The following is a 21580-nucleotide window of genomic DNA, read 5'->3' on the forward strand; positions in this document are numbered from 1 at the left end:
GTTATTGTTGTTTTAGGTATACAGCCGCACAGCTGCTCTGTGCTAGCCTTGAGATTTACTTGATTTCGGTATCGCTAACGATTTTGTTGTACTTTTTGAGTGCCAAGCGGTACTCGGCCAAAATCACCTTCATGTCGTCCATCATTTCGTTGTGGAGGTCGGCTGCAGAAATGGTATTATACCCCTCTCTATACTCCTCTTCACCCTTGTGATTTTTTCCCTTTCTACCGCGGAGGTTTCGCTCCTTATCCAAGATAAACACATCGGGAGTACCCAAGTTCTTATCCAGCTTTCCATGGATTTTAAACGAATCGTAAAAGGCTGTAATTTCTTCGGGCTCCAAGAAGAGGTAATCCCATTTTTCCAAGTCGGAAATCGGTTCGAGTTCGGCTCTGACGCGCTTCACTTCTTCTTCACTGCCAATAGGCGCGACAAAGACTACTTGAAAATCGTTAAAATCGCGGTATCTCTTGTAAATTTTTTGATCTAGGTTAAAGGCATTGCCCCGGTCTCTAAACATGTCGAAACCCGGAAAACCGATTACGGTAATTTTATCCTTTAAGACGATCGGATTTCCCGACCAGGTTTTTCCTTCCGGCAACTCGTTGACACCAACAGTTAAGGTGGGTAATTGGGCAAACTGATTGACCCCTGTGGCAAAGAAGAGATAGGCACAGATAGGCATGATAAACAAAACAGTAAGTATAATGTACTTTTTCATATCGGATAATTAGTGTTTTTTAACGGATTGTCGTTGGGCGCGCTGCCGTTGCTCTTGCAAACAACCGCACAGGCGTTAATCGACCCCTCCTTAAAGCTTTTTTGATTCCCTTGCGCAAAGGCTCCGGCAGCCCACTTGTTTAACTGATACCAACAAGAAAATGCCCTTGGCCACTATCGCAATAATCACTCGTACAAAAATAAAAAAAGGCGATTAATAAATCGCCTTTAAATACTTAATATGTTATTAAAATATCCACTTGTAAATGGAGTTATTAAACACGTCGAAAATATAAGCTCCCTCCGTTAATAACAAGGCTACCATATAAGCGATTAAGAAACCGAGTATTCCTACTACCGACCATCTTAAAGCGGCCTTTTCACCTTCTAAGTGCATAAATGCCCACATGATGTAATACGCTTTCCAAATGGTTAATAAGATAAAAATCCAGTTCAATAAACTCAAATGAACAATATGTGTATAGTGAAGGAAATCGGGTTTAAAAATACCGAAAACCACCTCTACTATAGTTATCAAAGAAAGAATTACGAATACCGTCCAAATTCTTTTTGTATTTGATTGATGTGCTGTACCTTTTGATGCTGACATTGTCTTAAATTTTAAAAGATTAAACTAAGTAGAAGAAAGTAAATACGAATACCCACACTAAATCTACAAAGTGCCAGTACAATCCTCCTTTTTCGACCATTTCATACGATTTTCTTCTTTCATAAGTTCCCAATAATACGTTGAAGAAAATCACGATATTAATAAGTACTCCAGTAAAAACGTGGAATCCGTGGAAACCTGTAATAAAGAAAAAGAAATCGGCAAAGACCTTATGTCCGTATTCGTTGTGTTTTAGGTTTGCCCCTTCCACAACCATTACCGCATCATTTAGGCGTTCCGCAGAAGCTTCTCTTGACAATATGATCTTGTGTTTGGTCTCGTCGATGAACTGCGTTCTGATACGCACGTTCGGATTGGCTTCAAAACCAGCTCTTACCTCTTCTAAAGAGTAGGTAGGCACGGTTGATCCGCTGATGAACCAAGCACCGGTGTTGCGCTCTTTTTGGACTCTCTGTTTATCGGCAGAGGCCACAGCAAAATCTGCCAAAGCAATTTGCTTACCGTCTTCTCCTACGAATTGCAAGATCGATCCACCGCGGGTTTCCACCGCTCCGTAAGATCCTTGAATAAAGTTTTTCCACTCCCATGCTTGAGATCCCAAGAAGATAAATCCTCCGATGATAGTCAAGAACATGTAAAAGGCTACTTTATTCTTCTTTAATTGGTGTCCCGCATCTACGGCCAAAACCATAGTTACCGAAGAGAAAATAAGAATAAATGTCATCAATGCCACATAGTACATTGGCGCATTTACTCCGTGTAAAAATGGAAAGTGATTAAACACCTCATCGGCAATCGGCCAAGAGTCCATAAATTTAAATCTCGAAAAACCATAGGCAGCAAGGAATCCTGCAAATGTTAATGAATCAGACAATATGAAATACCACATCATCATTTTTCCATAGCTTACACCAAGAGGCTCATTTCCGCCGCCCCAAATTTTTTCCTTAGTAGCTGCTGTAGTAACTGTCGCTCCCATATCAAGTTGTTAGTTAAAAAGTTCCCAAATTTAAGTCTTTTTTCTATTTATAGAAAGTAAAAAACAAAAACAAATAAATCCAAATCAAATCTAAAAAATGCCAAAACATCCCACATAACTCTATACCAAGAGTTTGACCCGAATTATACTTTTGTTTAAAATGATTATAAATTACGATTAGCAAGGCTATCAATCCACCGAATAGATGGGCAATATGCGCTATTACCACCACATACAAAAACGAAGTAGTAATGGTGCTTTCGCTCCCCGTAAAGAAATAACCGGATTCTATAACTTGTCCAAATCCTTTGAACTGCAAAAAAACGAATAATAAACCTAATACCAAAGTAGAAAGCAAGTAAATTGTCGTCTTATTGCGATCATCGACTTTAATAGCTCTGTGTGCCAGGCTAAAAGTAACACTGCTCAACAATATAGCCAAGGTACTGTATAAAAAGGCCGCTGGCAAAGTAAAATCACTCAACCAGTCCGGTCGTGACTTACTGATCACATAGGCGCTTGTAAGCCCTGCAAATACCATAATAATACTTCCCATCGCAAAGAGAAGCATCACCTTAAGTGCCTTGCCTTTCTTTTCTTCTTGTTCTTCAATAGTCACTTCCATAATTATCGCAAAAATTTATCTAATATATATATAATCTGAATCAACGAGATATAGGAAACACTCACCAACATCAGGGAGCGAGCCGCTTTCTCTGTTCGAGTTCTATACAGCTGTATGGCGGCATAAAGCATCCATAAACCCGCTAAAAAGACCAATACAGCAGAAACAGGAGATAAAAACAACCTGCCTGTAAGTCCCGTTGCCGGAAATATAGATATAATGATGAGCCAAACGGTATACAATATGATTTGAAGAGCGGTTTTCTTATCGCGTTTACCCGTAGGCAACATGGAAAAACCCCCTCTTTTATAGTCGTCAAACAAAAACCAACCAATAGCCCAGAAATGGGGAAATTGCCAAAAGAATTGAATCAAAAACAAGGTTCCCGCTTCGATGCCAAAATTATTTGTAGCAGCCACCCATCCCAACATAAAGGGAATGGCACCCGGAAAGGCACCGACAAAAACGGACAAAGGGGTCACGGTTTTTAATGGGGTGTAAATACTGGTGTATAAAAAGATGGAAATCGCCCCAAACATCGCTGTCTTAGGACTGACTACATAGAGTATAGCCACACCGACTACAGTCAATACCGCAGCCAAGGCAAAGGCCACTGAAGGTTTAACCCTTCCCGCAGCAATAGGGCGGTTTTGAGTGCGCTTCATCTTAGCATCCAGTTCCCGTTCTATAATCTGATTATAGACGTTAGACGCTCCTACCATACAGTAGCCACCGACCGCCAACATTAAAAGTGTCCACACATTGACTTCACGCCAATCCAGCACGGCCAAAAAATAGCCTGCAATAGTGGAAAAGACAACGCTTATAGCCAATCCGGCTTTGGTCATCTCTTTAAATTCCTTAAATAACGAAGTCTTAGTCTCTTGTGGTATGTTCAAAGCAGTTTTCATTTCATCTAAAATGGGAATGCAAATATACTCCAATTTTTAAAATAATACTTAAAAACTACAGCACTTACTGTTAATCTTTAATTAATGTAATCCTTAGTAATCGGAGGTGGAATCCGCGTGATCTACTATGCTCTTGGCCGACGAGGTACCCAATCTTTTCACGCCTAAAGCGATCATTTGCTCGGCTTCGCTACGCGAGCGAATTCCGCCGGCGGCTTTCACCGGAAGCGGATTGGCATTTTCCATCATCAGCACTATGGACGCCGGTGTGGCTCCATTAGATTTGCCCGCTTCTACAGGGTAAAAACCCGTGGAGGATTTGACGTATATCCTTTCGTATTGCCGTTCCTCAAACTTGGACAGGGCCACCTTTTTAACCAAGGTAGTCAGTTGAACGATTTCCAAATCGGTTAGGGCGGCTACTTCGATGATCCACTTGACCGTCTTACCCGCACTCAGCGTGAGCTGGGTACACTTCCAGATTTGGTCGCGCACTTGCGCTACCCCACCCTGCTGAAACAAGCGGTAATTCACCACAAAATCCAACTCGTCTGCACCATCGGCTATCGCGGTGGTTGCCTCCTGTATTTTGGCTTCCAGAGTAGCTTTGCCCTCGGGAAAATCGATGACGGTCCCCACCAAAACCTTAGACGCCGCCTGATCTATTTCGGTTCGAGCCAACGCCACGTATTGCGGCCGGAGCATCACCAACTTAAAAGACTCCTCGATCGCCTCTTGTATTACTTGAATAACGACTGCTGTGTTTTCTCCTTCACTTAATCCGGCTTGAACAGCCGTTTTCAGGTAAGTCGAATCCATATAATTTCTCAAATCCATATCGTTAAAAATCAAAAGCCCCACTAGGTGTGGGGCTTTGGTTATTTTTTTTTGTTGCCAATAAGGGATACGCCTAGTAAACCCAGAAAACTGCCGGAGCAATTCGCTGCTACATCTCCCCATTCCGCTCCTCTTGAAGTCGTGCAATACAACTGCAAAAGCTCTATAGTTCCGCCAAATAAACTGGCGCAGATAAAGACCAAGAGGTATACTTGAAATGCTTTCCACTCCAACCGATACAACAGGTACTTACTCCACAATACAGAAAAAACGAAATAAAAGGTAAAATGCACTATTTTGTCTTTGCCCGGAATATTCCAGCGGGAAACCGATGGGATGGTACTCGCGTCCATCAAACAGGCAACCCCTACCAAAACCGTCCAGACCAATGCGATCCAAAAGTATATATTACGCCCCAATCAATTCTTTATATGCAGCATCAGACAATAAATCCGCCACTTGTGACGCATCTGAAATCTTCACTTTAATCATCCATCCCGCTCCGTAAGCATCGGTATTTACCAATTCCGGCTCACTTTCTAAGGTTTCATTAAACTCAATAATCTCTCCAGAAAGAGGTAGGAATAAATCGGAAACCGTTTTAACGGCTTCTACTGTTCCGAATACTTCGTCACGATCTAACGATTGATCCAAAGTTTCCACTTCAACATAAACGATGTCTCCCAATTCTTTTTGAGCGAAATCAGTAATTCCTACTGTTGCGATATCTCCTTCAATAGATATCCACTCGTGATCTTTAGTGTACTTTAAATTAGCTGGTATGTTCATTATATTTAGTTTTTAGCAAATGTATGACAATTAAAATAACTTAAAAATTTTTAGCCTTGAATTTAAACGCATTCTAATTACGGCAACAGCTTCGACCCGAATCCGCATATTGGCTGCTGCCAGCTTGAACCGCGTTGACAACTGTATTAGCTGTTCCCTTAGAAATTATACCTCATGGTAAAACCGGCCCTAACATTGGTCATCGGAAAAGTCGTCGAGATCACCGCCTTCGAAAAGGTGTGGTCGTAAAAGAAAATCGCGGTTAAATTTTGACTCAACGCGTAATCCGAAGTAAAGCGGAACGACCAAATGTCTTGCCCTGCTCCCAACTGATTGTTGTCGTAGTCCAAATACCTGATTATCGTTTGGTTTTTACGCCAAGTAAAGTCGGCTTTGATGTTGATATCACTGGTGATTCGCCCACCCTGCCCGTCATTGGCCAAATCCGAGTTAAACGACACGTCTTTAATCCGGTACCCGAAACCTACAATATACTCATTTCCGCTGACTTCTGTCAGTAAATTATTGTCAAAACTCAGTGACAAGGCGCGATCCTTTCTGATTTCGGCCAAGATTTTAAAGGCGTTTTTCAACTCAAAATCCACGCGAACCAACGGATTAAAGCGCTCGACCAAGGTGGCATTGTTCACTATGGTCTCCACGGGATAATTGCCGTGATCGTTGACTTGATCGGGGTTTGCGATATACTCGTAGTTCGAACTAAACGACCCTATGGTATACCCCGCTTGATAGCCGTGATGTAAGGAGAATCTTCTAAAATTATCTTTAAACCAGCCTATTTTCATCAATCCGGTGTATTTCATGTTCCAGTTTGGCAGGGGAATATTTCTAAAAACACCCGTGGATACGCTGGAGGCATCGGCTCCGGTATAGGCCGCTAAAAACGCCGGTAATAAAACCGATTGGTTGTTTTTTCCGTATCCGATCGGGAAGCCATCGGCATCCAAATTGGCGGAATTGGACAAGTCAATACCTCGGGATGCCGCCAAGCGATTGGCTACCACCAGTCTGTTGTCTCTAAACTGATCAAAGGGCACCGAGCTGTTGATATCGCTTTTGCTAAACGCGGTTTTGATCAATACGGTCGATATGGTAAAGTTACCGAAATCGCTAGGAGCACGCGGGTTGTACCTGCCGTTCTCCACGTCGTACTGTTCCGAAAAGTTTTGCGTCATGGTTCTATCCGCAGACAAGTCGATCATCAAATCGGGTATCAGCTCCATTTGCGCTGTCACGTTTAAGGTTTTATTGTTGACCTGTGTAAAGCTTTGATTAAACTCGGGATAATCGGTGAGCCATCCGTTTTTAGCCGCGTTGTAACGCACATCGCTTTGACTACCAAAAACGAATCCCAACGAGGGTTTGGAAGTACCGAAGAATCCCAAACCAGGCATAAACCCGGGTAAGAAAGTACCGTTGTTCTCGGTATAGTTCACCTGTATGTTTCGCACACTGGTTACCAATCCGATCAAGATGTCGGTAACGGCATTGCCCTTATTCTCTTCTTCTTCCGGTTTGGCCACCGCATTACGCACCACTTTTTGCCCCGGTACCAAGGCGGCAACTTTTGCACTTGAGCTCTTTTTATTGCGGTCGCTACTCTTTACCAGTCCGATATAACGATACATCTTATCCATGGAGAAGACGGTGTTTAATCGGTGCGAATTCGCATTTTGAATCGTATTCCCCAAGTGGTAGATATTGCCGTTGTCTTCTACAGACGAAAAGGCGTCTGACGCTCTTTGCCAGTTAAAATCGCCGGTATAGGAATAGGTCGATTTGATAAAGGACAACATCGGTATTTTGTTGATGGGCAACTCGTAGTTCAACGTAAATTGCTGCATGTGCTGATTGGCTTCACCCACGTCAAAATAGTTGTCCCAAATCGTGTTGTCGTTGTTAATTCTGTTGTTGTAATCGTAATAGTTTCTAACGATATTACTGGTACCTGCGGTATACGACAACCTCAAAGACTTGGTTATATTATAATTAAATCCGTAGTTGTAATTAAAGAGGTAATTTCGTCTATACAGGGGTTCAAAGCCAATGCCTTCTACGTCGACCAAGCGGTATTGTTGCTTGTTGTACTGACGCAGTATATTCGTACTAAAAGACACGTTTGACGGCAGGTAATTGACGTTAAAATCGCTCAAAATTTTCCAATAACTGCTCTTCTTCATAAAAGCCGTTTTTTTAAAGGGCTCTATCGGCTTGGGATTGAAGGTATAGGCATAGTCCACCGCCGTACGGGTCTGCTGATCCATCAGGGCTTCGATTTCAAAATCGTGTCGCTCCATCTCGTTGTAAGAATGCGAGAGCGTCAAGTTTTCCACATCGTAGATACGGGCTTTTTTCTCGGGATTACGCTGTTTATTGACCCCGATAAAATTGATACTCTTACGCTTGGTATAGTCCTCTGCTCTATTTTGAATGGCGTTGCGCTCGGCGTCGGATTTGGCGCCGTCTTTCATGTATTTGAGTTTGATATCCGGATTAAAAGGATCGTATTCCGGCGTAATGGTCTCCTCGCCAATCGCATAGTTAAACGGCAAATTAATCCCCCATTTCTTCGGTAGCAATTGCCCCAAATTGACGTTGGTCACCAAATTATACTGTAATAAATCTTCTCTACTTCTCTCGTTTGGCCCTTGTTCCAGGCCACCAAAACCAATCGTCGAACGGCTTCCCGTTGCCGATAAATTGGCAAAATCTGCAAATTGTGCATCTACGTTTGCCACAGCTGCCCAACCGCCTTTGTTTTCCATATCGGACATGCGCAGTTCGTTAAACCACACTTCGCCTCGCAAATCTCTTGGTGCACCGAGTAAATCGGTTTGGTTTTTTAACCCGAGCATGATCGTGCGCACACGTCCAAAATTCGGACTACCCTTGATTCCCAAGCGCAGCTTATTGGGCTTGCCCGAGAGGGAGCCATCCAGTTCGTCTTCGTCTTTGTAGTAAATCAAATTGGGATCTACCGAGGCGTCGTTCATCTTCAAAACCTTGAGTTTGGTCAATAAATCCAGCGCTACTTCAATCTCATTTTCCAACATCCAAATCAGATCGGGAGCGGTTTCGCCAAAGGTCGTCAGTTTTAGCGGAATCTCCACTTGGTAGAAGTTCTCGGTAAAGTCATTTCCAAAACGGATAAACGCCACCATTTCGTCATCTCTCAATCGATCGGAAACCCCTTGTGGTTCCAAGGCTTCGGCGTGTATAAACATGCGCAGTTTTTTATACTGACGCATATCGACGCTGACATTTTTAAACACCGCTTTGGAATCTCCGGGCTCCAAGCCGCTTGGCGACATGATAGCCGGGTCGCGTTGGTATACTTTTAACGATAGCGATTGCTCGTTTTGATTGATCAACGAGTTGTTGGTATACACCTGTTCGCGCACCACTCCTGGAGGGGTTACGTAAGGTATGGGATTGCGTTCAAAGTTGTTTTCGAGATTGACCGAGGTCACGTCAAAGCCAACATTGGAGCCTTTGATGGGCGAATTGACATCTTCTATCAACGATCCGTCAAAGCGACGCCATTCGCTGCGCACCAAGTTTAAGGTTCCAAAACGCAGGGTTACTTCGTCTTTAAAGCCCGTTACAAACATCCGCATAAAGCGAACAGATCTCAAATCAGAGATGGGTCCTACGGCATTGTCTTCATTGGCATCAATGGGAATTTTATACTGAATCCAACGCACGGGAGTCGTCGATCCATCGGGTAGTTGAGCCGAGGACGTTCGAATGTCGACCACGTGATTCTCTCCTATTTTCAAGCCCGCTTTCACATCTACCGAAAATTCGTAGTAGGCGTTAATCGTATTCATCGTATTGTCGCCGTCGATATCTTCGGTATCGGGCAAGGTGCTCGACCCTCGGTTATTTCCGCTTAGTCCCACCGGAGAGTTGCGCTCTACACCGTTGTAATTTCTATAGCGCTCCAGTACATTCCCCTCGGCGCTTAAGAAGTATTCGTAATTATCGGCTGCCGGATCTTCCAGGTTTGCAAAAGACGGAAACATCGCCGCCTCCTCCGCATCGGAGAGTCCGTCCAAGCCCGTATCCTGAGCTATTCTATTTTGTTCGTTGGTATCAAAGGCATAGATCAACGAAGTCGATGCGGGAACTTTCCCCCAGATCGTCTTGATAACCGGTTGATTTCCGCCCGCCGTAGGCAGTCCATTTTCGTATTGCTTATGCCCATCTTTTAAGATGTCTTCGGAGATAAAGCCCAGGTTAAACTTCACCTGCCCCTGATTGGTTTCATTGGATACGTCGCCGGGATTTCCCGTGTAGGGATCCATCATCCAAAACTCGATAAACTCGACGTTTGCCTGTTCAAAGTTGGTCGAATTCAGCGCTCTCATAATTCCTCCCCAGTTTCTATCGGGGTTCATGAATCGACCGGAAGTCGCGTATTCGGGATTGTAATTGTACGGACCACGCTCCTTGGGATAGTACGTTAAATCCAAGGTGTTAATCACGCGGCTCTCGCCATAAGCGACGTCTTTAGAAGGGAATAATTCCTCGCTAAAAACACGTCGGGTCCGGTTGGAAGAGACGTCTTGTTCGGTGATGCCGTTTGGCCTTCTCGAGCTGGCATAGAAAACAGGGTCGATGGTATACCACGCCAGTTTACCCCGTCTGTATCCATAAGAGAGGTCGTTTGCCTCGTCGCCAAAGCCGACAGGGGTACTGGCCAAATGCCAGGCCTGAGGCGAACGCACATCAATATTGGATTGGGAACCTTCGAAATCGTCTATATACGAGGTGGCTTCTCCACCGAATTGATCGGCCTTAGAGCTGCCCGGCTTGAGGTAAGCAAACTCTCCTCTAAAGGAAATGCTCGACTCGGCATCGGTGTCCACATTGGGTAATTTATTGACCAATCGGGTAAAAAAGGGCACTTCGGTAGAATAGTTCACATTCATCCCCATGATGGTGTTGTTGACAGACTCTTCTCCATAGCTGGATTTTTGAGTCATCGGTTTTTCTGACAACCGCAAATAAGTGGCTCCCAACAAAAACTTATCGCTGAATTTATGTTCGACATTAAAACCGAAAAAACGCTTGGTTTGCTGTCCGAATACCGCATTGTTTTCGACAGAAATATCTATGGGGGTATTGGAAGCTTGTAGCCCGGGATCCAATATTTTCACCCGACCTCTGGCGTAATCGACCGTATAGTCTGCCCCTTCAATCAAGAGACGCCCTCCAGCCTGTACGACAACAGACCCCTGAGGAACATTATAGGCTCCAATGGGAATACCGTCGCCCATAGAGCTTTTGTAACGGCCTTTTAATTGGAATTTATTCTTATCGCCTTCTTGCAAAGCCGAAGCCTGAGTGCCGCGATACATTTTGCGGAAGACGTATTTTCTTTGGTTGGAGTTGTAGGAAGCGGGGAAATTGTAGTCTTCCGAATTGTTTTGCGATAATTTGTTGAACAAATGCGTTCCAAAAGGCTCTACCGAGGTAAAGATAATACGGCCATTTTGGGCGTCGATCGTGATTCCCTCAAACGTATTAAAATTGTTTTGACCGGTATTTTGATTTCCCATTCCCCCGGTATTGCCACCGGTTGACCCCAAACCACCAGCACCGACGCCGGCTCCCATGGCATTCATCGGATTTTGACCTACGGCATTGGCTACAAAGTCAAAAAAACCATCACCTCCTTCTTGGGGATCATTGGTGAAATTGAGTCGGTCTAGGTTAAAAACGCGCAACAAAGGCGTTCGCTCCACATCGGGAGGCAAAGGATCCGCTCCCGCAGCCGAGATGTAATTCAAGGGCGAAGGATCGGTATAGAGGATGTTAAATCTAAAGTCTTGTTGCTCCAATTGCATGGCGCCGGGAATTTGATAGATATTCTTCATCATCAAGTTCCACAACGGTTGCTCCACCGAGGTCAAATTGCTCTTAAGCATTTTTAACACCAAGTTTTGCGAGCTTGGAATAGGCGATTGTGTGGGGTCCAAATTGGGTATCACCGTGGTAGCATCGCCCCCATCGCTACCGAATTCACCTACTTGGTACACCTTATCTCCTATGGTATATTGGTAAGACACCGCCAACACCTCGTCGTTGGACAGGCGTTGCTGTAAGGAGATATATCCCAATTGGGGATGGAAGGTAAATTCGTTGGCCGTCAATTTACGGGCGCTCTCCAATTTGGAAAAATCCCGTCCCTCGGTGACCGGTATGTTAAATCCGGCTGCACCACTGGTGATGGTTCGTATACCGCTATTTAAGAAGTTTGATCCGATTTTACCCGGGTCAAATTTATTGTTTTTGTTATCCGAAGGTGCATCGGGCTGTGGATTGACGATAAAATCGGGATAGGCCTGTGTATTGACTCCGATGATTTCCATATCGTTGATACGAGACAAACGGCCCTCACCCAAATCCTGAATAGCGATGATATTACGCATATTGTTATCGGTAGTAGACACTCTGTTTTGTCGGTTGGTAATCCACACCTCTACCCTGGTAATTCGCACCCGGCTATTGATATAGGGATAGTTTTTTAAACTTTCGTCGTACCGGCTTCTAAAATACTGCGACAGGAAAAAGTGTCGATCGGCATCGTAGTCCAAACCGAAGAGTTCAAATTCTTCCATGGTTCCTCCGCCCTCGGCAACCACCGAGCGGGTTTGTGACTTTTGCTCGGAAAACACCCCGGTAAAGGTGGTACGACCAAATTGCAATTGGGTCTTGACACCAAATAAACTCTGAGCACCTCGAATCAACGAGCTGCTGATGGGCATACTGACGTTACCCACCTCAATTTTTTGTAAGATATCGTCCTCATCAGGCGTGTACTCCAATTTGATCAGGTTTTGAAAATCAAAGGTCGACTGGGTGTCGTAATTGGCATTCACATTTAAGCGCGTCCCCACTTTTCCCTGGAGACTCATCGATATTCTCTGGTCAAAATCAAAGGTAAAAACCTTTCTGTTTTTCGGCGAAAGCGATGGATTATCTTGTTTGGTATAGCGCATACCCAAATCGAACTCCACCGATCCCTGTGGCTTGACATCTATGGTATTTGAGCCAAAAATGCCTTCAAAAAGACTGGAGTTGACATAGTATCGCGGCAACATATCGCGCTCGACTTCCGGATCGCTACGGCCGTCTACGGTATTGAATTTTTGCATAAAATACAGTCTCATCTGCTCTTTGAGCACCAAGTCTTCGTATTGCTTACGCGTCAGGATTAAGGGATAGTCAATATTGTATCCGTCTATGGATTTGGTATAGATATAACGGTCGCTTGTCGGATCATAGGTATAGGACTCCGTGATGCTTTTAGGATCGGGTAGGGCAATACTTCCCACATCAAATTTCTTGGCATTAATCGTATCGGCAGCCTGTCCCGTTTGTTGTGCACGTCCGTTTAGGGTCAGTACTAACAACCCAATAAGCCAGAGCCATTGCGGGCAAACAAATCGTTTTTGAAAATTCACTTTCAAGTTCTATAAGTTTTTTAAAGCTTGTTTAATAATCATCTCCACAGAAGCATCGGGAGTTTGTTTGGCGATTTTAGCGACCACCCTCTCGGCTGTTTTTCTAACAAAGCCCAAAACTTCTAAAGCAGATAACGCTTCTTCTACATTTGTATTGTTAACGACTAAAGAAACATCCTCAATATTATATAATTTTATTACTTTCTCCTGTAAATCCAAGATGACTCTCTGGGCGGTTTTGGCTCCGACTCCCTTGGCAGACTGTATGGTTTTGGCATCGTTAGCGGCTATGGCCTGCAAGAGCTCTCGCGGACTGATCGACGACAACATGCCTCGTGCGGTACTCCCGCCGATCCCCGATACGGAAATCAGCAGCTTAAAAAGCTCGCGTTCGATCTTTTCGGCAAAGCCAAAAAGGGTGTGCGAATCTTCTTTTACCTGTAAAAAAGTGAACAACTTGATGTTTTCAGAGGCTGTTATCTGCGAATAGGTGTGCAGTGAAATATGTATAAAATATCCCACGCCGCCGCAATCAACTACTACATCTGTAGGTGTTTTCTCCACCAGTCTTCCCTGAATATGTGCAATCATCCTTTTTTCAAATTTTATCCAAAAATAGCAAATATATTTTAACTATTTTCTAACAGTTTTAAATCCGTTCGTATTTTGCGGCCCAGCGCTTAAAAACCGACGTTATTTATGCGTAAAACAACGGGGATTTCCCTTAAAAACGACAAAAGGGCTGATTTTACAATCAGCCCTTTATCGCCTTGTTAAAAACGGGTATTACTTTTTCTTTCTCAGGTCTTTTACCTGCGCATCCACAACGGCTACGGCAGACATATTGACCATTTCCTCCACGCTGGCTCCCAATTGGAACACGTGAACGGCTTTGTCCAATCCCAAAACTATAGGGCCAATCGAAGTCACTTTATCGAGTTCCTTCAACATTTTGTACATCATATTGGCGGCATCTAGGTTTGGAAAAACCAAGGTATTGACCTTTTTGTTGACCAATTTCGAAAAGGGAAATTTATCTTTTAACATCTCTGGATTTAGGGCAAAATCGATCTGAATTTCCCCATCAACAATCATTTCCGGATGGTTTTCATGCAAATAAGCCACTGCTTTTCGCATTTTGGCCGGCGATTCGTGATCGGCAGAACCAAAATTGGCGAAGGACAACATGGCTACCACGGGATCCAATCCAAACATGCGCACGGTACGTTCGGTCATCAGGGCAATTTTTGCCAAATCTTCTGCCGAAGGATTTGGATTAATCGCCGTATCGGCCAAGAACATCGGTCCGCGTTTGGTCATCATCACGTTGGTCGTAGCCACCTTAGAAACGCCTGCTGCTTTGGGTATCAATTCCAAAATCGGCTTAATCACCGACGGATAACTTCTCGAATATCCCGTTACCAACGCATCCGCATCGCCTTCGTTCACCATCATAGCGGCAAAATAATTGCGCTCGCGCATCCATTTTTCCGCGTCGTAAAAGGTGGTTCCCTTGCGCTTTCTAGACTCCCAATAGGAGGTGGCAAAACGGTTTCTGCGCTCGGCTTCTTCTTTTGTCTTGGGATCGATGATTTCCACATCGGCATCAAAACCGATTTCTTTCATCAATTCCAAGATAATTTTTTTATCGCCCAACAAGATCGGTATTCCAATGCCTTCTTCGGCTACGATTTGCGCTGCTTTTAAAACGTCTAAATGATCGGCTTCGGCAAAGACCAATCGCTTGGGATCGGTTTTGGCTCTGGTGGTCAACATTCTTACGAGTTTGTTGTCGGACCCCATGCGCTCATAAAGCTCATTTTTATATTTTTCCCAATCGGTAATCGGCTCGGTAGCCACTCCACTTTCCATAGCCGCTTTGGCTACAGCAGGAGGAACAACGGTGATCAAACGCGGGTCAAACGGCTTTGGAATGATGTAATCTCTTCCAAAGATCAATTTGGTTTCGCCATAAGCGATATTGACTTGTTCGGGCACGGAGGCTTTGGCCAATTCTGCCAAGGCAACCACCGCGGCCTTTTTCATTTCTTCGTTGATCTTGGTAGCGCGCACGTCTAAGGCACCGCGGAAGATAAAGGGAAATCCCAGCACGTTATTCACTTGGTTGGGATGGTCGGAACGCCCTGTAGCCATAATGATATCCTTACGGGTATCCATGGCCAAGGTATAGGAAATTTCGGGTAGCGGATTGGCCATGGCAAAGACCACTGGATTATCGGCCATACTCAACAACATTTCTGCCGAAACGATATTCCCGCTGGACAAACCGATAAAGACGTCGCAGTCTACCATAGCTTCTGCCAGGGTACTGATGTTTTTATCCGTTGCAAAATCGCGCTGCATCTCGGAGATTCGCGGGTCGTCTTTTTTCAAAACGCCCTTGCTGTTTAACATGATGATGTTTTCCGGATTAACGCCAAAGGAGATGTACAACTTGGCACAGGCAATCGCTGCGGAACCCGCACCGGAAACCACCATTTTAACCTCGTTCATCTTCTTACCAGCCAGTTCAACCGCATTGAGCAAGGCCGCACACGAAATGATTGCGGTACCGTGCTGGTCGTCGTGCATCACCGGTATGTTCAATTCTTCTTTTAATCGACGTTCGATCTCGAAAGATTCCGGCGCCTTGATGTCTTCCAGATTAATTCCGCCAAAGGTCGGCGCAATATTCTTAACGGTTTCTATAAATTTTTCTACATCGCGGGTATCCACTTCAATGTCAAAAACATCGATATCGGCAAAGATCTTAAACAACAATCCCTTTCCCTCCATCACGGGTTTTGATGCTTCAGGTCCAATATCACCCAATCCCAATACGGCAGTACCGTTTGAAATTACCGCGACTAAATTTCCCTTAGCGGTATATTTATAAACATTTCTTACATCTTTTGCAATTTCCAAGCAGGGTTCTGCCACCCCAGGAGAATAAGCTAAAGCTAAATCTCTTTGAGAAGCATATTTTTTCGTCGGTACCACTTGAATTTTCCCGGGAGTGGGTTTTGCGTGGTACAATAAAGCTTCTCTACGTTTACTGTCTTTATGCATATTTTTAAGTTTAGAGAAACAAATATAGGGTTATTGATCGTAAAAACTAAGTATTGAGCAGCACGAAATTTCATTTGAACCCGCAATTAACAAGCCGACCGGCCACATCCAAAAAAAGGAGTGAAAAACCTTTGTTTTTCACTCCTTTTTTTGTATTTTATCCTAGCAATACCACCGTTTACTCTCGGGATTTGATCTTTAAAAGAGACCGCCTTGTGAGGCCGGCCGTATCAGTCCCAAATGCTTAAAAGCCAAATCGGTGACCTCTCTCCCTCTAGGCGTTCGCATGATAAAGCCCTGCTGAATCAAAAAGGGTTCGTACACCTCTTCGATCGTCTCTGCATTTTCAGAGACCGCGGTTGCCAAAGTGGACAGTCCCACCGGTCCGCCTTTAAACTTTTCAATAATCACCCTTAGGATCTTATTGTCCATCTCGTCCAGTCCATGGGTATCGACATTAAGCGCATTTAAGGCGTATTGCGCGATTTCCACATCGATCGTGCCGTTTCCCTTGATTTGAGCAAAATCTCTCACCCTGCGCAACAAGGCGTTGGCTATACGGGGTGTTCCTCGACTACGGCCGGCAATTTCAATCGCCGCCTCCATCGATATCGGCATATTCAATATACCCGAGCTGCGCTCGACTATGGTGGTGAGCAATTCGGTATTGTAATACTGCAATCTGCTCTGTATTCCAAATCGCGCTCGCATCGGTGCGGTCAACAAACCCGAACGGGTGGTTGCCCCAACCAAAGTAAAGGGATTCAAGTGAATTTGAACGGTGCGGGCATTAGGCCCCGACTCTATCATAATGTCGATCTTAAAGTCTTCCATAGCCGAATACAAATACTCCTCTACGATCGGACTCAATCGGTGAATTTCATCGATAAACAAGACGTCGCGCTCCTCTAAATTCGTTAACAACCCAGCCAAATCACCGGGTTTATCCAAAACCGGACCCGAAGTAATCTTGATGCCCACATTTAATTCATTGGCCAAAATATTGGCCAAGGTGGTCTTTCCCAAACCGGGAGGACCGTGAAACAACGTGTGATCCAAAGCTTCATCCCTCAGGTTTGCCGCCTGCACAAAAACTTTTAAGTTGTCCAAAACTTGATCTTGCCCAGCAAAATCCTCAAAGGAAAGCGGCCTCAGTTTCTTTTCGACATCTAAGTCGTCCGAAGAAAAATGTTGGTTGGTCGGATTTAAATTCTCGTTCATAAAAGCAAAGATAATTGATTTAGTCGAAATACGGTGATGGAGAATTGGGCATTTGCTTTAGTAGCGGATTCGATGATTCGATGATTCGCTGATTCGTCTTGAATTGTGCAGAAGTATAAATGCCTAGTATTTTTATTCGGAAATTGAAATGCTTTACGAAAACTGGCGAATAAGCAATAAAAAGCTGATTCGTTGATTCGATGATGCGCTGATTCGTCTTGAATTGTGCTGAAGTATAAATGCCTACAATTTTTATTCGAAAACTGAAATACTTTACGAAAACGCGCAAAAAGCTGATGCAAAGATTTGCTGATATGCAAATTCGTCTTGAATTGTGCAAAGACGAAAGAACTGCTATTTTAAGCACAAAATGAAACACTCTACGAAAACTGGCGAATAATCGAATATGCAAATACGCGAATAAGCAATAAAAAGAATACGCAAATCCGCGAATAAGCAATAAAAAGCTGATTCGTTGATTCGATGATGCGCTGATTCGTCTTGAATTGTGCTGAAGTATAAATGCCTACAATTTTTATTCGAAAACTGAAATACTTTACGAAAACGCGCAAAAAGCTGATGCAAAGATTTGCTGATATGCAAATTCGTCTTGAATTCTGCAAAGACGAAAGAACTGCTTTTTTAAGCACAAAATGAAACACTCTACGAAAACTGGCGAATAATCGAATATGCAAATACGCAAATAAGCAATAAAAAGAATACGCAAATCCGCGAATAAGCAATAAAAAGCTGATTCGTTGATTCGATGATGCGCTGATTCGTCTTGAATTGTGCTGAAGTATAAATGCCTACTCTTTTTATTCGGAAAATGACATACTATACGAAAACTGGTGAATAAGCAATAAAAAGCTGATGCGTTTTGAATTGTGCAAAGACGAAAGAACTGCTTTTTTAAGCACAAAATAAAACACCCTACGAAAACTGGCGAATAATCGAATCTGCAAATCCGCGAATAAGCAATAAAATGCTGATTCGTTGATTCGATGATGCGCTGATTCGTCTTGAATTGTGCTGAAGTATAAATGCCTACAATTTTTATTCGAAAACTGAAATACTTTACGAAAACGCGCAAAAAGCTGATGCAAAGATTTGCTGATATGCAAATTCGTCTTGAATTCTGCAAAGACGAAAGAACTGCTATTTTAAGCACAAAATGAAACAGCCTACGAAAACTGGCGAATAATCGAATACGCAAATCCACGAATACGCAATAAGAAAAAATGACAAAAGTCGCCCAATAAATGAAGCGACTTTTGTCTTTATATAAGTAAGATATTTTCTAGTGTTGTAACTCTTCTTCACCTTCTCTCATCGGTAAGTTTTGCGGAGCAAAATCTTCTTCAAAGCCCGGTTTAGAGTAGTCATACGGCCATCTGTGTACTGTAGGTAATTCACCTGGCCAGTTACCGTGGATGTGTTCTACTGGAGTAGTCCATTCCAAAGTGTTGGATTTCCAAGGGTTTTGTGTTGCTTTCTTACCATAGAAAATACTAAAGAAGAAGTTCCATAAAAACACCAATTGAAAAGCAGCACCGATTAATGCGAAAACCGTAATAATAACGTTTACGTCGGCTAAGTCATCAAACAAAGGGAACGCTGTATTGGAATAGTAACGTCTAGGAAGACCTGCCATTCCGATAAAGTGCATCGGGAAGAAAACACCGTAAGCACATACCGCTGTTACCCAGAAGTGAATATAACCTAAGTTTTTATCCATCATTCTACCGAACATTTTAGGGAACCAGTGGTAAATACCAGCAAACATCCCGTATAAAGCCGATATACCCATCACCAAGTGAAAGTGAGCAATAACGAAATACGTATCGTGAACGTTGATATCCAAAGTACTATCTCCCAAGATAATTCCCGTTAAACCACCGGTGATGAATGTCGATACGAAACCGATACAAAACAACATGCCTGGGTTCATTTGGAGATTACCCTTCCAAAGTGTAGTGATATAGTTAAAGGCTTTTACTGCAGAAGGAATCGCAATCAACAAGGTTGTAAACGTAAATACAGAACCTAAGAACGGATTCATTCCCGATACGAACATGTGGTGACCCCATACGATCGTAGATAGAAAAGCAATAGCCAAAATCGAAGCGATCATCGCACGGTATCCGAAAATCGGTTTACGCGCATTGGTAGAAATTACTTCAGAAGTAATCCCCATCGCTGGTAAAATTACAATATAAACCTCCGGGTGACCCAAGAACCAAAACAAGTGTTCGAAAAGAACAGGCGACCCTCCTTGGTAATGCAATACCTCTCCAGCTAAATAAATATCTGATAAGAAGAAAGACGTACCAAAACTTCTGTCAAAAATCAACAATAAAGCAGCTGATAAAAGAACTGGGAAGGAAACGATACCGATAATAGCGGTAACGAACAAAGCCCATACAGAAAGCGGCAATCTCGTCATGGACATTCCCTTAGTTCTCAAGTTGATTACAGTAGCTACATAATTCAAAGACCCCATCAAAGAAGAAGCGATAAATATAGCCATAGAGATCAACCACATGGTCATACCCGTACCTGAACCTGGAATGGCTTGCGGCAAGGCGCTCAAAGGCGGATAAACCGTCCATCCGGCAGAAGCTGGTCCCGACTCTACGAATAATGAAAGGATCATGATAAGCGAAGAGATAAAGAACAACCAATACGACACCATGTTTAAGAAACCAGAAGCCATATCACGGGCTCCAATTTGCAATGGAATCAATAAGTTACTAAAGGTACCACTCAAACCTGCTGTTAATACGAAGAAGACCATGATACTACCGTGCATGGTAACCAATGCCAAGTATACATCATTCTTCATCACTCCGTCTGGAGCAAATTTGTCTCCTAACAACCAGTTGAAAATTCTAAAAGATTCATCTGGCCAAGCGATTTGCATTCTGAATAAAAGAGACATTGCCACACCGACAACTCCCATGATAATTCCAGTAATCAAATACTGTTTAGCAATCATTTTATGATCTAAACTAAACACGTACTTGGTAAAGAAATTACCTTTATCGTGGTGCTCGTGATCGTGACCATTTGTTATTTCGTGTCCTACTGCTGACATAGTATAATTTTTTGAATATATAAAACGTGAGAATTATTTAATTCTGTGGGCTATAGCTGTTGAATCTGTCACAACTTCAGCGTCCGGAGTTGCTGTTTCCACAGGTGCTGCCGGTGTAGCTGCCGCTGTTTTTTCAGCTTTAACTTGGTCGCTTAATAAAGGTAATTCTTTCAACCATTTATTGAACTCTTCTTCCGTTTCAACTACAATTTTAATTTGCATGTTGTAGTGAGAAGCACCACAAATTTTATTACAAAGCAACAAATAATCAAAGGTATAAGGGTCTAACGCCTCTTGACCTTCTGCAACTAATTTTTTGCTTTTCTCTACTCGTATTTTATTAATATTGTTTACTTTTTTCACAATTTCAGCGCGTTCACGCATCTCTGCTGTAGTCACCGAAGGCACTAAAGCAAATTGTGTCACCATACCAGGAACACAGTTCATCTGCGCTCTAAAGTGTGGCATATAAGCAGAGTGAAGCACGTCTTGCGAGCGCATTTTCATCACTACTTTTTTACCTACTGGTAAATGCAATTCCTTAGCCATCATATCGTCCTGAGCATTTGGGTCAGACATGTCTACCCCAACTACGTTGATTCCTTCAATATAACGAACGTTTGCTTTTCCGAGTGTATTGTCTTTTCCAGAGTAACGGATATCCCAACCGAATTGTTTGGCATAAACCTCTACATAGATTACCTCTTCCTCTTCATCGACAAACATGATGTCGTTCCAAGCGAACAAACCGTATAAGATCAAACCCGATAAAACGATTACTGGAATAATGGTCCAAACCGCCTCTAATTTGTCGTTATCTGAAAAGTACAGGGCCACATTTCCTTTTTTACCTCTATAACGGAAAGCGAAATAGTGCAATAGGGCTTGTGTAATAATCTGAACGATGAAAATCAAGATCATTGAAATCCACATTAGGTTATCCACGTGTACTCCGTGCTCAGAAGCAGGATTATCCATCAAAGGTAAGTCACCGTAGTAATACAAACAATAAATGGTAATCACATAAATAAATGCTAAGAATCCGAAAGATAAATATCCTTGGATATTATTGTCTTTATCTGTAGCGATCTGGGATTCTGCATCATTAGAAGAAGATCCGATCTGCGTTAGGTCAAATATTTTAGTCAACTGCCATACAGCAATTCCCAACAATATTACAACGGCTAATATTAATAAACTTGTCATTT

General features: G+C 43.2%; 14 protein-coding genes. All 14 read right to left on the reverse strand.

Translation table 11 applies throughout. The annotated features are described in order from the left end of the window. Positions 1–55: 55 nt before the first annotated feature. Entirely contained in the window at positions 56–721 is a 666-nt protein-coding gene (locus ACQZ43_RS01190) for a hypothetical protein (protein WP_430614007.1), read from the reverse strand. Between the two features lie 246 nt (positions 722–967). Continuing rightward, positions 968–1330 carry a cytochrome C oxidase subunit IV family protein gene (locus ACQZ43_RS01195; RefSeq protein ID WP_430614008.1) on the reverse strand — a complete coding sequence of 121 codons (363 nt, stop codon included), beginning with the start codon at positions 1328–1330 and terminating at the stop codon, positions 968–970. Positions 1331–1349: 19 nt separating this feature from the next. Beyond that, on the reverse strand, positions 1350–2330 hold the full coding sequence (locus tag ACQZ43_RS01200) for a cytochrome c oxidase subunit 3 (protein WP_430614009.1): 981 nt from the start codon (positions 2328–2330) through the stop codon (positions 1350–1352). Positions 2331–2373: 43 nt separating this feature from the next. Continuing rightward, the gene (locus tag ACQZ43_RS01205; protein ID WP_430614010.1) at positions 2374–2955 is read right to left on the reverse strand and encodes a cytochrome c oxidase subunit 3; all 582 of its coding nucleotides are present in this window, start codon (positions 2953–2955) and stop codon (positions 2374–2376) included. A 2-nt stretch (positions 2956–2957) separates the two neighbouring features. Continuing rightward, positions 2958–3854, reverse strand: a complete 897-nt coding sequence (cyoE, locus tag ACQZ43_RS01210) for a heme o synthase (RefSeq protein WP_430615562.1) — start codon at positions 3852–3854, stop codon at positions 2958–2960. 105 nt (positions 3855–3959) lie between these two features. Further along, positions 3960–4703 (reverse strand): deoxyribose-phosphate aldolase, encoded by a 744-nt coding sequence (gene deoC / locus ACQZ43_RS01215; protein ID WP_430614011.1) that lies wholly within the window; start codon positions 4701–4703, stop codon positions 3960–3962. Positions 4704–4744: 41 nt separating this feature from the next. Continuing rightward, a complete protein-coding gene (locus ACQZ43_RS01220; protein ID WP_430614012.1) occupies positions 4745–5122 on the reverse strand; it encodes a VanZ family protein in 378 nt (125 codons plus the stop codon). After that, positions 5112–5492, reverse strand: coding sequence for a glycine cleavage system protein GcvH (gcvH, locus tag ACQZ43_RS01225; protein WP_430614013.1), 381 nt, complete (start codon positions 5490–5492; stop codon positions 5112–5114). Before gcvH ends, ACQZ43_RS01220 begins: the two co-directional genes overlap by 11 nt. Positions 5493–5650: 158 nt before the next feature. Then, the gene (gene sprA / locus ACQZ43_RS01230; RefSeq protein ID WP_430615564.1) at positions 5651–12985 is read right to left on the reverse strand and encodes a cell surface protein SprA; all 7335 of its coding nucleotides are present in this window, start codon (positions 12983–12985) and stop codon (positions 5651–5653) included. Between the two features lie 9 nt (positions 12986–12994). Then, positions 12995–13576, reverse strand: a complete 582-nt coding sequence (gene ruvA, locus ACQZ43_RS01235; protein ID WP_430614014.1) for a Holliday junction branch migration protein RuvA — start codon at positions 13574–13576, stop codon at positions 12995–12997. Positions 13577–13771: 195 nt separating this feature from the next. Further along, positions 13772–16054 carry an NADP-dependent malic enzyme gene (locus tag ACQZ43_RS01240; RefSeq protein WP_430614016.1) on the reverse strand — a complete coding sequence of 761 codons (2283 nt, stop codon included), beginning with the start codon at positions 16052–16054 and terminating at the stop codon, positions 13772–13774. 198 nt (positions 16055–16252) lie between these two features. Next, complete coding sequence (gene ruvB / locus ACQZ43_RS01245; RefSeq protein WP_430614017.1) at positions 16253–17275, reverse strand: Holliday junction branch migration DNA helicase RuvB; 1023 nt, start codon at positions 17273–17275, stop codon at positions 16253–16255. 1300 nt (positions 17276–18575) lie between these two features. Further along, positions 18576–20372: a cytochrome c oxidase subunit I gene (locus ACQZ43_RS01250; protein ID WP_430614018.1), complete on the reverse strand. Its 1797-nt coding sequence runs from the start codon at positions 20370–20372 to the stop codon at positions 18576–18578. A 33-nt stretch (positions 20373–20405) separates the two neighbouring features. After that, the gene (locus ACQZ43_RS01255) at positions 20406–21578 is read right to left on the reverse strand and encodes a cytochrome c oxidase subunit II (RefSeq protein ID WP_430614019.1); all 1173 of its coding nucleotides are present in this window, start codon (positions 21576–21578) and stop codon (positions 20406–20408) included. Between the last annotated feature and the right edge of the window lie 2 nt (positions 21579–21580).

Origin of the sequence: Flavobacterium sp. JP2137 (assembly GCF_050562195.1) — a bacterium.
Lineage (GTDB): Bacteria > Bacteroidota > Bacteroidia > Flavobacteriales > Flavobacteriaceae > Flavobacterium.

Bases quoted from the DNA above. Each gene is read 5' to 3' on its own strand.
- ACQZ43_RS01190 (WP_430614007.1), bottom strand. From the start codon at position 721: ATGAAAAAGTACATTATACTTACTGTTTTGTTTATCATGCCTATCTGT.
- ACQZ43_RS01195 (WP_430614008.1), bottom strand. From the start codon at position 1,330: ATGTCAGCATCAAAAGGTACAGCACATCAATCAAATACAAAAAGAATT.
- ACQZ43_RS01200 (WP_430614009.1), bottom strand. From the start codon at position 2,330: ATGGGAGCGACAGTTACTACAGCAGCTACTAAGGAAAAAATTTGGGGC.
- ACQZ43_RS01205 (WP_430614010.1), bottom strand. From the start codon at position 2,955: ATGGAAGTGACTATTGAAGAACAAGAAGAAAAGAAAGGCAAGGCACTT.
- deoC (WP_430614011.1), bottom strand. From the start codon at position 4,703: ATGGATTTGAGAAATTATATGGATTCGACTTACCTGAAAACGGCTGTT.
- gcvH (WP_430614013.1), bottom strand. From the start codon at position 5,492: ATGAACATACCAGCTAATTTAAAGTACACTAAAGATCACGAGTGGATA.
- ruvA (WP_430614014.1), bottom strand. From the start codon at position 13,576: ATGATTGCACATATTCAGGGAAGACTGGTGGAGAAAACACCTACAGAT.
- ACQZ43_RS01240 (WP_430614016.1), bottom strand. From the start codon at position 16,054: ATGCATAAAGACAGTAAACGTAGAGAAGCTTTATTGTACCACGCAAAA.
- ruvB (WP_430614017.1), bottom strand. From the start codon at position 17,275: ATGAACGAGAATTTAAATCCGACCAACCAACATTTTTCTTCGGACGAC.
- ACQZ43_RS01250 (WP_430614018.1), bottom strand. From the start codon at position 20,372: ATGTCAGCAGTAGGACACGAAATAACAAATGGTCACGATCACGAGCAC.
- ACQZ43_RS01255 (WP_430614019.1), bottom strand. From the start codon at position 21,578: ATGACAAGTTTATTAATATTAGCCGTTGTAATATTGTTGGGAATTGCT.